The organism is Niabella ginsenosidivorans, from assembly GCF_001654455.1.
In the GTDB taxonomy this organism is placed as follows: Bacteria; Bacteroidota; Bacteroidia; order Chitinophagales; family Chitinophagaceae; genus Niabella; species Niabella ginsenosidivorans.
The window spans coordinates 4031003-4042801 of sequence record NZ_CP015772.1 but is presented as its reverse complement, the minus strand read 5'-3'; the positions used below and the strand labels follow the sequence as shown (position 1 = coordinate 4042801).

At 45.2% G+C, this 11799-nt stretch carries 9 protein-coding genes; 4 read left to right on the top strand and 5 right to left on the bottom strand.

Features of this window, described 5'->3' with window-relative positions; all coding sequences use genetic code 11:
• Window positions 1-30 precede the first annotated feature (30 nt).
• Complete coding sequence (locus A8C56_RS17030) at window positions 31-549, bottom strand: DUF4878 domain-containing protein (protein WP_067758666.1); 519 nt, start codon at window positions 547-549, stop codon at window positions 31-33.
• A 254-nt stretch (window positions 550-803) separates the two neighbouring features.
• Window positions 804-1805: a PhoH family protein gene (locus tag A8C56_RS17025; RefSeq protein ID WP_067758661.1), complete on the bottom strand. Its 1002-nt coding sequence runs from the start codon at window positions 1803-1805 to the stop codon at window positions 804-806.
• Between the two features lie 204 nt (window positions 1806-2009).
• Here A8C56_RS17025 and A8C56_RS17020 point away from each other — a divergent pair, with 204 nt between their 5' ends.
• The 4 genes from A8C56_RS17020 (at window position 2010) to A8C56_RS17005 (ending at window position 6650) form a co-directional block, all read left to right on the top strand.
• Complete coding sequence (locus A8C56_RS17020; protein WP_084490447.1) at window positions 2010-4484, top strand: DUF5686 and carboxypeptidase regulatory-like domain-containing protein; 2475 nt, start codon at window positions 2010-2012, stop codon at window positions 4482-4484.
• Between the two features lie 45 nt (window positions 4485-4529).
• A complete protein-coding gene (gene rpe, locus A8C56_RS17015; protein WP_067758659.1) occupies window positions 4530-5177 on the top strand; it encodes a ribulose-phosphate 3-epimerase in 648 nt (215 codons plus the stop codon).
• 57 nt (window positions 5178-5234) lie between these two features.
• Entirely contained in the window at window positions 5235-5834 is a 600-nt protein-coding gene (locus A8C56_RS17010; RefSeq protein WP_157098020.1) for a hypothetical protein, read from the top strand.
• Between the two features lie 114 nt (window positions 5835-5948).
• Window positions 5949-6650, top strand: a complete 702-nt coding sequence (locus A8C56_RS17005; protein ID WP_084490255.1) for a porin family protein — start codon at window positions 5949-5951, stop codon at window positions 6648-6650.
• A 514-nt stretch (window positions 6651-7164) separates the two neighbouring features.
• Here A8C56_RS17005 and lon read toward each other — a convergent pair.
• The 3 genes from lon to A8C56_RS16985 all read right to left on the bottom strand — a co-directional run bounded on the left by lon (window position 7165) and on the right by A8C56_RS16985 (window position 11733).
• Complete coding sequence (gene lon, locus A8C56_RS16995) at window positions 7165-9564, bottom strand: endopeptidase La (protein ID WP_067758647.1); 2400 nt, start codon at window positions 9562-9564, stop codon at window positions 7165-7167.
• A gap of 242 nt (window positions 9565-9806) precedes the next feature.
• Window positions 9807-10397, bottom strand: coding sequence for a porin family protein (locus A8C56_RS16990; protein ID WP_067758644.1), 591 nt, complete (start codon window positions 10395-10397; stop codon window positions 9807-9809).
• 76 nt (window positions 10398-10473) lie between these two features.
• Complete coding sequence (locus A8C56_RS16985; protein WP_067758641.1) at window positions 10474-11733, bottom strand: metallophosphoesterase; 1260 nt, start codon at window positions 11731-11733, stop codon at window positions 10474-10476.
• Between the last annotated feature and the right edge of the window lie 66 nt (window positions 11734-11799).

The window sequence follows — 11799 nt, the reverse complement described above, 5'->3', positions numbered from 1 at the left end:
GCTTTTGCAGTTTCTCTGTCTTATTGGGGGTTATTTTTTAAGGCTGTCGGCAGCTTTTTGTACCGTTTCCATTTGTTCCGGGGTCAGCATAGAAGGCGGCTGATTTTTGGCACCGTCTTCCTGCCCGGAGCCTTTGGTGCCCATTTTCATAAGTGTTTTCATTGAAAAATCCACTTTCCATTTGCCTTCTTCTTTTACTATGGTAAATACTGCGGGCGCCTCTCCTTTGGTCTTGTTGGTAACGGTTACAAAAGCGGTATCGCCGGAAATGCTGGCATCACTGAACTCAGCGTTTTTAAACGCTTCGGCAGGGTCTTGTTTTTGGGCCGATGGGTCTATTTGTTCCGCCAGATCCATTCCTTTCTTTACCATATCCAGGGTACTCCTGCTGTTCTTTGTAGCCAGTTGAGCAGCGCCCTCAATATCTTTTTTTATAAGGTGTTCAAAAAAGGCCTTTAGAACTGATTGGGGGTCTTCATGAGGCCGGCAGCTTGCAAAACCGGCAGTCAGCAACAAGATAATGGCAAATAGCCGGATCGTTTTTTTCATCTTTAAAAAGGTTTAAGATCGTAAATGTAAAATGTTTGCTTCGTATCTGAAAACGGCTTCCGGAACTTTCTGGTGTTCCGGTTTATGTTGTTCCTTTCCTTAAAGAACAACTATTGAATACCGTTGTTTTTTTAATTTGTGTGGTTTTGTATATTCTTTGCAGCCGGGGTACCTGCTGGCTTTGATAACGCGTCATTTACGGCAAAATAAAAAGGGGGCCCTAAAGCCTCCCTTTAAAGGTAAAATGGAATTTTTTACCTTTCTTTTCTTAAATATTCCCTATGCTCTCTCCGCTCTTCCTGGTGCTCATGCTCCTTATGATAGGCTTTAATAATGGCTTTTACCAAACGGTGGCGCACCACATCTTCCTCATCCAGCTCAATATGGCTGATTCCCGGAATATTTTGCAGGATACGCACCGCAGTTTGCAGTCCGCTTGTCTGATTGCGGGGCAGGTCTACCTGGGTCATGTCACCGGTGATGATCGCTTTTGCATTAGCACCAATGCGGGTCAGGAACATTTTCAGCTGAAGGTCAGTAGCATTCTGTGCCTCGTCCAGGATGATGAACGCATTGTCCAGTGTACGCCCGCGCATATAAGCGAGGGGCGCTATCTCAATGGTGCGCGTGGTCATATAATAACCCAGTTTATCTGCCGGTATCATATCATCCAGCGCGTCGTATAACGGCCGCAGGTAGGGATCAATTTTTTCTTTCAGATCTCCCGGTAAAAACCCAAGGCTTTCGCCTGCTTCAACCGCCGGGCGGGTAAGGATGATCTTCTTTACCTGTTTATTTTTCAAAGCCCTTACGGCTAACGCCACAGCAGTATAGGTTTTACCGGTACCTGCAGGGCCTATTGCAAACAGGATGTCATTCTTTTCTGCTTCCTGCACCAGTTTTTTCTGGTTGGCGGTACGTGCTCTTACCGATTTGCCGTTGGGCCCAAAGACCAATACCTCATTCGGATTGCGTTCCTGGAAATGGTCGATCGTTTCCGCATCATCGCCACCCAGTATCTGGTCAAAATAATTTTCGCTTAACGGCCCGTTGCGCTCAATATAAGAAACGATCAGGTTGATCTTCTCTTTTGCTTCTGCAATTTGCTCAGGAGCGCCACTCAGCTTTAACTGCGTGCCTCTTGAAAGGATTTTAAGGAGCGGAAATTTCTTTTTAAGGAGATCGAGCTTGTTATTGTTTACCCCGAAGAAGTCGATCGGGTTTACGGTTTCCAGGTTAATGATTGTTTCTGTCAAAGCCTTCTTGTTTTAATTAAAAATCAGGTGTTGCATTTATCCGCTGCACCCCTCATTCCAAATTTATACAACACCTGTTAAAATTGCTAATTTATTTTATACACAGCCTGTGTATTTTGTTAAATACTTTTTAATTTCCGGGGCTTTGTGATTTCTTTAATAACCGGCAGGAGCATTTTTGCAGGGATCAAGCCGGAAATACTTATGAGAAATCTGCGACTATTCTTTACAACAACAATACTTCTGGGCACATACACTTTGCCTGCGCAGGAATATAGTGTGTCAGGTAAGGTGCTGGACACAAGGCTTCAGCCGGTGGCATTTGCTACGGTACAGTTAAAGGGGCAGCCCGTGGGGCAGCTGACAAAGGAGGATGGCAGCTATTCCTTTTCATTGTCCAAGGGAATCTATGACCTTGCCGTTACCATGGTGGGATACCAGCCGCAGGTTGTAAAGATTGTGGTAGATAAACGAACTGTACAGCAGAATATTATTTTACAGGAAGAGGCCCGGGCGCTGAGCGGCGTAACCGTTTCTTCAAAAATCAAAGACCGCGCTGCGGAATACATCCGGGAAGTGATCCGCAGGAAAGAGCGCATTGAAGCGGCTCATGGCGCTTATTCAGTATTGTTGTATATAAAGGCCGTACAAACCGATTCTTTGCCAACGCCGCTCAGAAAGAAAAAGAAGCGGGCAAAGCCTGTTGCAGTAAACGCTGCAGATTCCGCACTAAAGCAAATGGCAATGGCCGAGCTGTCTGTAAAGCTGGATCATGAGTCGGACAGCCGGTTTAAAGAAGAGCGCCTGGGTGTGGTAAAAAGAGGGAACGTTGGCAGGTTGTTTTATTTAACAACAACGGACGGGTCCTTTAACCTGTATGATAACCTTATGAAGGTACCGGCTGTTTCCGTTACACCGTTCCTTTCTCCCATCAGCTATAGCGGACTGATCGCTTACCGTTTTAAAACGCTGAAAACAGAATCTTATGGCAACCATAAAAAATATACAATAGCCGTTATTCCCGGTAAATTAAGCAATGCTGCTATTAGCGGCCATATCGTCATTGATGACAGCTTATGGGTGATACATGAAGCGCATTTTACGTTGCCCGGATACCATCTTGCAGACTATGATTATTTTGAGGTGAACCAGCAATACGAGTTTACAGACAGCGCCTGGATGCCGGCGCGGCAGGAGTTTGTGTATTACTCCAGGGCCGGCAAAGGAAAGGTGACCGGCACTACCACGGTTACTTACAGGGGGTATGAACTGCGCAAAAAGTTTGATAAAAAATATTTTGGCAATGAGCTGAGCACAGCTTCGGCAGCTGCGTACAAACGCGATAGCACTTTCTGGCAACAGGCAAGGACCGAACCGCTGACCCCCAAAGAATTACAATTTATTAAATACAAAGACAGCATTTATACGGTTACGCACAGCAAGGCCTACCTGGATTCTGTTGACCGGGCGCTGAATAAGATCACCCTTGGCAAAATTGTTTATAAAGGACAGCCCCTGAGCAATCATGAAAAAGGTACGCTGATCAGTTTTCCCGCACTGGCAATGATGATCAACCCCTTTGCAATCGGCGGCCTGCGGGTGATGGTGCCCGTCAGGTATAGCAAGCTGGACCCTGTTACGCGTAAGACGTGGAATATATACACTGATGTTAACTATGGTTTTTTAAATAAAGATGTAAACGGACGGCTACAGCTGAACCATAAATACAATGCATTTACGCAAGCCAATTATTCGGTTTCAGTTGTAAGGGATTTTGCCAGTTTTTTTCAGGGAGATGCATGGATCAACCAATTGAAAAGAGTAAACTATTACCTGGATAATTCTTTAAATATCGGCTGGGGCAGGGAACTGGTAAACGGGCTGCAGCTGAATATTAAAACGGGTATTTCATTAAGGAGAAGCCTGGCAAATTATAAAACCTACAATTTTATAGACAGCCTTTCGGAAGATTTGGGTGAAGGGGAGAACAAGGTAAAATCTTTTGAACCCTATAACGCATTTTACAGCGAGCTGTCTTTGCGTTATACACCTTTTCAGCCTTACATCCGTGAGCCGAATGAAAAAATAATCCTGAGCTCCAAATGGCCCACTGCATTTGTTAACTGGCGTAAAGGCGTTCCGGGAGTATTGAACAGTAAGGTGAATTTTGATTACCTGGAAATGGGTTTTGACCAGGTTCTGAAACTGGGCCTGGTGGGCGTTTCCTCTTACAGCATCAAAACGGGTGCCTTCCTGAGCACTAAAATGGTAAACGTAGTGGACTATAAGTACCAGCGCCGCGGGGACCCCATTTTTTTTATGAACCCTTCCAATGCTTTCCAGTCGCTGGACTCAACATTTCCTGTTTTTAAGCGGTTTTATGAAGCACATTACCTGTATGAGTTTAACGGCGCCATTTTAAACAAGATACCGCTGTTAAAGAAAATAGGGTTGAGGGAAGTAGTGGGTGGTGGTTTTTTAATAGCGCCGGAACGGAGCCTGCGTTACGGAGAAGTGTATGCAGGCATCGAACGGGTATTAAGGATACCGTTCCTGAGCATCGGGAAAGTAAAGCTGGGTGTTTATACGGTGGGCTCTTTATCAAACCAGTTTAAGAACCCTGTACAGTTTAAGGTAGGCCTGACCACCTGGGATCTTATGAACAACCGCTGGCGCTGATTTTATGGGAAAAATAGCCGTACTTTGCGGCAAAGTAGTTTGAGCATGGCGATTATTGCACCTTCATTGTTAGCGGCAGATTTTCTTCACTTGCAGGAAGAAGTGGAAATGGTGAACCGGAGCGAAGCGGACTGGCTGCACCTGGATGTAATGGACGGTCAGTTTGTTCCCAACATCAGCTTTGGCCCCATGGTGATCGAGTTTGTAAAAAAAGTAACCACCAGGGTCTGTGATGTGCACCTGATGATCGAAGAACCATCAAGGTACTTTGAGCAGTTCAAAAAAGCGGGCGCAGACCATATCAATATTCATATTGAAACCTGCCCGAGGCTGCATCAGGACATCCGCCAGATAAAAGCGATGGGTTTAAAAGCAGGCGTTGCCATTAATCCGCATAACCCTGCCTGGCTGCTGAGCGATATTATTACGGATGTGGACATTGTTTTGGTAATGAGCGTAAACCCGGGTTTTGGCGGGCAGCAGTTTATTCCCAATACATTTAATAAAATAAAAGAAATTAAAAAACTGATTGTGGAAAAAGGCTCCAATGCCCTCATTAATATAGACGGTGGAGTTACGCTTGACAATGCTTCTGAAATTATAGCGGCCGGCGCAGATGCACTGGTAGCTGGCAGTACGGTATTTGGCGCCAAAGACCCGGTAGCAGCTATAAAAGCGCTTAAGAATGCCTGATGCCGTTTCGCGCAGGGAGTAATAAAAGGAACACTTTACAAAACACAAACAATGCTTATGATCAAAAAACGCTTACAGACCTGCTGTAAAGGCCGTTTAAAAACCGGGTTATTATTGTTGCTGCCCGTACTCCTGATACATGTTGCAAATGCTCAGGCACAAATGTCGGCCGATACAGTACAATGGAATTCTTTGCGGAAGCTTACCTGGAATGATTTTAAAGGAGAGGCGATGGAGTTACCGGGCCTGAAGGGAGAGATCTACTGTTTTTTGCCTGCAACCTATCAAAGAGACAGTGTAAACGCAAAAACCGTATTCTTTGTTCAGGCGGTGTTTGACAAAAAGGGATCCTGGATACAGAAGACCTCTAAAACACCGCTGGCATTGCAATATTATCAGGTTTATTTTGATCTGTTTGAACTGCATGCAAGAAAATTGCGCGGGCAGCTGGCAGCTGTACAGCCGGATGCGGATCCTACCCAGGCATTCCAGCAGATATACAATACGCAGTTCAATATGCTTAATGATGATTTGAAAGCGCTGAGAAAAGAAACGAAGCTGGGCGTTGTTGCCTCAGCCGTAGCCGCCTGGAAAAGCAAAACAGAAAAGGCGCTTACTGAAATGGCGGCCTATGCAGGGGTAGAGAAAAAACCATAAGAAAATGCCGGATTGCTGCTGTTTGTACGCACTGTAAGTCTTAGTCTTCGTATATTATTTATTTCTGTATTTTTATTAATTGTACACCCAATCCTTAATTAAAAACACATGCTTATGTTCAGAAAACTGCTTTTTACATGTATGCTGGCCGGTACCAGCTGTGCTGTTTTTTCACAGGTTCAGTTTGGCCTGCGGGCCGGAATTAATTTTTCAAATGCTATAGTTAAAGATGAAAACGGGAATAAGATGCCCACCAACCTGCTAACAGGTTTCCATGTAGGTATAACGGCTGATTTGCCTGTAGGTGATGAGTTTGCGGTGCAGCCGGCCTTGCTGTTCAATACGATGGGCTATCAGTATAAAGAAATGAACAGTGGCGTTTCAATTACGGTGAACCAGCACCCCTATTACCTGGAATTACCGGTTCAGTTTTTGTACAAACCGGAACTGGGCAATGGCCATCTTTTGCTGGGCGCAGGGCCCTGCATCGCTTATGGTATCAGTGGCAGGTGGAAAGTAAAAGGAACAGACGGTAATACGACCGTAAGTAAAACCGGAAATCTTGAATTTAAGAACAACATCTCGTCAACAGACAGCAGCTATCTTAATTTTAATGATCTTAAAACGCTTCCTTACGGAAAAGCTTTTGATCTGGGAGGTACTCTACTGGCCGGGTATGAATTCTCCAATAAGTTTTCAGTGCAGTTGAATGGTCAGTTAGGATTGTTAAATATTGCTCCAGACGTAGATAACAGGAAAACAGGGGAAGTGCTTAAGAATATGCAGTTTGGCCTTTCTGTGGGGTATAAGTTTTAGTACCTGTTTTTGCCGCTTCCTGTGCATTATTATTTATGGCTTACCGAAAAATATGAAATACAGGCAGGCATTACCTGACGAAATATAGACAATCAAGAGGTTGGCCTCCGTCAACAGTTTGGCAGGCTTACTGTGGCATCCGGCTGACATTGTTTTTTGCTGAGCCCGGGCAACTTTTCAATCATTACTAAAGCTCCTGAAACAGGCCCGGTGTGTATCAAAAGGTTTTTGAAGGTTTTGAGAATCGCGTATTGGATCTCGCGCTTCGTTACCTTGCAGGATAAAAAGAGGCAGTGCAGGGTTTTTGAGACGGCATCTTTTTTTCAGAACTGACTCTTTACCTGCATTCAGCCCAATGGGCGGGCTGCCTCGTAGAGGCAATCTCACTGGTAATAAGGGTATGGATATTTTATAGGCAGCACCATCGGGGCGGCGTGTAAAAATTTCAAAGCAGTTCAATTTTTTAATTGAAGCGCTCTGCCCCTGATGCGCATTAAACAACAAAGTGAGCAGGCTAAAGCCCTATTGCAATTTTAAGAACGTCTTCCATTTTATCTACATAATGAAACTTAAGTCCCTTAATAAAGTCCGGTTCCACTTCAGATACGTCCTTGTTATTTTGAGCGCAGAGGATGATTTCTTTTAATCCTGCTCTTTTGGCAGCAAGGATCTTTTCTTTGATTCCACCTACAGGCAGTACCTGTCCCCGCAGCGTAATTTCCCCGGTCATTGCCAGGTAAGGCTTTACTTTTTTGCCGGTAAGCGCTGATGCGATGGAGGTCATCATGGTAATACCTGCGCTGGGCCCGTCCTTGGGGGTGGCTCCTTCAGGCACATGCACATGAATATTTTTTTTCTGAAACAGGGAAGCGTCTATCTTATATTTTTGCGCGTTGGACTTCAGGTAGGTCAATGCAGTAGTGGCGCTTTCCTTCATTACATTGCCCAGGTTCCCTGTAAGATGCAGTTCACCCTTACCGTCGCTAAGGCTGGATTCGATAAATAAGATATCCCCGCCAACATAGGTCCAGGCCAGACCTACCGCCACACCGGGCAGGTTCACGGTCTTATACAGGTCATTGCTGTACCGGGGCTTTCCTAAAATTTCCTGAACATCGTCGGTTGTGAGTGGCGTTTTTAACAGTTCGCCCATTGCCACTCTTTTAGCCTGGTTACGCATAATGCCGGCCAGTAGCCTGTCCAGCTCCCGCACACCGCTTTCACGGGTATAATCGGCAATCAGCTGTGACAGCACCTTGTCGGAAAAACGGATGTTATTTTTGGTCAGCCCATGCAATTCCTTTTGCTTGGGGATCAGGTGGCGCTTGGCTATTTCGATCTTTTCCTCAATTGCATAACCGCTCAGGTCAATAATCTCCAGGCGGTCGCGCAATGCCGGCTGTATGGTTTGAATATTGTTGGCGGTAGCTATGAACAATACCTTGCTCAGGTCATATTCCAGTTCTAAATAATTATCATAAAAGGTATTGTTCTGTTCCGGATCCAGCACTTCCAGCAAAGCGCTGCTGGGATCTCCGCGAAAGTCGTTGCCCACCTTGTCGATCTCATCCAGCACGATTACGGGGTTGCTGCTTTTAGCCTTCCTTAAAGATTGCAGGATGCGGCCGGGCATGGCGCCAATATAGGTTTTACGGTGCCCGCGGATCTCTCCCTCATCATGCACCCCACCCAGGCTTAAACGAATATATTTGCGGCCCAGGGCACTGGCAATACTTTTGCCTAAAGAGGTTTTCCCTATACCGGGAGGGCCAAGGAAGCAAAGGATGGGGCTTTTCATATCGCCCTTCAGCTTTAATACGGCCAGGTATTCCAGTATGCGTTCTTTGATCTTTGCCATGCCATAATGATCCTGATCCAGTGTTTTCCGGGCATTTTTCAGATCATAATGGTCTTCCGTATATTCTTCCCAGGGCAGATCCAGCAGGAAATCCACATGATTATATACCACGGAATAATCCGGCGTGCTGGGATGCATCCGCTCCAGCTTCTCAATATCCTTTCTGAAAGCTTCTTTTGCGGCTTCCGGCCATTTCTTGGCTTCTGCCTTTTTCTGCATTTCCTTTATTTCCTGGCTGTTGGAGTCACCCCCCAGCTCTTCCTTGATGCTTTTTAGCTGCTGCTGCAAAAAATATTCGCGTTGCTGCTTGTCAAGCTCTGTGCGGGTCTTGTTGGTTACCTTGTTCTTCAGCTCCACAAACTGCAATTCCTTTTGCAATAACTGCATAAGGCTGGTGGCGCGTTCACGGATATCACTGATCTCCAGCAAACGCTGTTTTTCCTCCATTGTGGTGTTCAGGTTGCTGCTTACAAAATGGATCAGGAAGGAAGGTTTTTCAATATTCTTAAGGATGATCGACGCCTCAGACGGAATATTGGGCGATTGCTGGATGATATTGGTGGCAAGATCCTTGATATTGGCAATATGCGCCTCAAAATCTGCATCGCCCGGCGCATCAGCGTCTGTTATTTTTTTGATGGTGGCTTTAAAATAAGGCTCATCGGAGTTAACGGATTCAATCGAAAACTTACTCCGTCCCTGGATGATGACGGTTGTTCCGCCATCGGGCATTTTTATCAGTTTGATTATTTTCGCTATGGTACCGATGGTTTGCAGATCCTTTGCCTCCGGATTTTCGAGGTTGGCATCTTTCTGTGCTACCACGCCAATAAATTTATCGCCTTTATAAGCATCATTTACTGCAAGGATGCTTTTATCCCTTCCAACAGTAATCGGTAACACCACGCCCGGGAACAGGACTGTATTACGCAATGGTAAAAGAGCAATTTCATCGGGTACCTGATCTAAACTCTCATCGCCCTCATTTTCATTAAGCGGAATTATTGGCATAAAGTCCATTTCATCTTCCGGCTTAAACGCTATGTCAAACTTCATAATAATTTATAATAAGACAAACTGACACTGTTTCTCCAATGTCTTTAAAGTGATTTTAAGAACACCAGTATGACAATAGTAATGCCATAATATAAAATAGTGTAAGATTGTCGGGATTGGGGTATTTATCGGGTCACCCCGGAACAAATTCCTGGCATTGTGAGCAGGCAGCAGGCCCCGCAAAGCATAAAAAAACAGCTATGCTTTTACCTAAATCTGTTCTCCGTATGCTGCTTTTCCGATCAGAAAATAGCAAAGCCCAGGGCTACCTGTATGGCGCGGTTCTTCCATTTGTCCTGATTATCAATATCGTTGATGTTGTTCATGCCTGCAATATACCGGGCAGAAACACGAAACTTCATCAGCTTTACCTGGGCGCCGGCTACAAATGAAAAATCGCCGTTCTTGAAGGCCTCCCCGCTGTTCTGAAGCAGGGTCTTATCCTGATTGGTAGCAATGCTGAACTGTGGCCCGGCCTGGATGTGCAGAGGACCTATAAGCTTATAATCGGCCAGCACCGGAATGGATAGATAATTCAGTTTGGCCTTTCGCTGATCCGTGCTGAATATATTGGATACATCATTATAATTATCAGATACCGTAGCGGTGCTTTGACTATAAAGCAACTCAGGGTTGATGCTGAACTTTTTTCCAACGCCCAGTTCGGCAAAGGCGCCCGCAAGGTAATTGAACCGGAATTCATCGCTAAAGGATTTGCCGTCAATTTTTGTAAGATTGGCCCCCGCTTTTATACCCAAATGGAACTGGGCCTGTGCGGCCGAAAAACACATGAATAAGGTTGCTGCAAGTATTATTTTTTTAGAATAGTTCATAACGAGGGGTTAAATGAGAATTAGACTGCTAAAATAGCTGTAAACTGAATACAAAACGCTTTTGTACCGCTAATTGTTACTTAAATTCAAATACGGTTATTTCCGGCAGAATGCCCACCCTTCCGGGATATCCGATGAACCCGTACCCCCTGTTTACATACAATTTTTGTTTTCCCTTTTCATAAAGCCCGGCCCATTGCTTGTATACATATTGTACGGGGCTCCATTTAAGGCCCGGAATTTCAACGCCAAACTGCATGCCATGGGTATGGCCACTGAGCATCAGGTCCACGTCGGGATATTTTTTATTAACCTCGGCATCCCAATGGGAGGGGTCATGGCTTAGTAGAATTTTAAAAGGATATTTTTCTGCCCCCTGCATGGCTTTTGCCATATTACCATAGCTATGGAACCGGATTTTCCCGCTGATATTCTGTACGCCAATCAGTCCGATCTGTGCGCCATTCTTCTCTAAAGGCAGGTGCTCGTCCAACAGCAGCCGCCAGCCAATCTGCCCGTGGATGCGCTTTAATTGTTCCAGGTTGGCCGCTTTTTCCTGCGGACTTCTCCAGTTGTGGTAATCCCCGTAATCGTGGTTGCCCAATGTGGAGAATACTCCCATCGGGGCTTTCAGCCGGCTGAAGATGTCTGTATAGGCATCCATTTCTGTAGCAATATTATTTACCAGGTCGCCTGTAAAAACGATCACATCAGCATTTTCCTTTAAGATCATATCGATCCCTTTGTTCACAGCCGCCTTATTATTAAAGCTTCCGCTGTGGATATCAGATATCTGGATCATTCTGAACCCCTTAAATGCATCCGGCAGGTTGGGAAAGGAAAGGGTCACCCTTTTTATTTTATAATTATACTTATTGCTTAACCCGTAAATAAGGCTTGAAAAGATGGTGCCCCCGGCAGCAATGCCCAGCCATGTAAGAAAATTGGATCTTGAAATAGTTTCACTGTCCGCTCCGGAAACTTCTCCTACCTCGTTATTGGAAGAAAACAGTTTACCACCCACCCATTGCGCCAGCCGCCGGATATCATCAAAAAGGAAAAATACAGCTGCCAGTATTTTTCCAAGGAACAGGGCAAATATAATAGTATACAGTATGCTTCTTCTGAACCGGCCGGCCTCCGTTGCAGGCAGATTGGGCACTATTAAAACAACTCCAAGGGAAAGCAGGGTGATGCTCCAGTAAATGATTGAAAACAGGGTGCGGTTACGGTTGGAAGCATAGGCGAACAGGGAGGATCGTATAGCTATAAAAATGTAAAGATCAATGATTAGCATTACCAGGATCATGATCCACCACATGGAAGTATTGCGCATAGCCGGGGTTGTTTATAAGACCAAAGCTAATTAAATGTGGATAAATTGAACGAAATGGCTTTTTGT

Bases quoted from the DNA above. Each gene is read 5' to 3' on its own strand.
- A8C56_RS17030 (WP_067758666.1), bottom strand. From the start codon at position 549: ATGAAAAAAACGATCCGGCTATTTGCCATTATCTTGTTGCTGACTGCC.
- A8C56_RS17020 (WP_084490447.1), top strand. From the start codon at position 2,010: ATGAGAAATCTGCGACTATTCTTTACAACAACAATACTTCTGGGCACA.
- rpe (WP_067758659.1), top strand. From the start codon at position 4,530: ATGGCGATTATTGCACCTTCATTGTTAGCGGCAGATTTTCTTCACTTG.
- A8C56_RS17010 (WP_157098020.1), top strand. From the start codon at position 5,235: ATGATCAAAAAACGCTTACAGACCTGCTGTAAAGGCCGTTTAAAAACC.
- A8C56_RS17005 (WP_084490255.1), top strand. From the start codon at position 5,949: ATGTTCAGAAAACTGCTTTTTACATGTATGCTGGCCGGTACCAGCTGT.
- lon (WP_067758647.1), bottom strand. From the start codon at position 9,564: ATGAAGTTTGACATAGCGTTTAAGCCGGAAGATGAAATGGACTTTATG.
- A8C56_RS16990 (WP_067758644.1), bottom strand. From the start codon at position 10,397: ATGAACTATTCTAAAAAAATAATACTTGCAGCAACCTTATTCATGTGT.
- A8C56_RS16985 (WP_067758641.1), bottom strand. From the start codon at position 11,733: ATGCGCAATACTTCCATGTGGTGGATCATGATCCTGGTAATGCTAATC.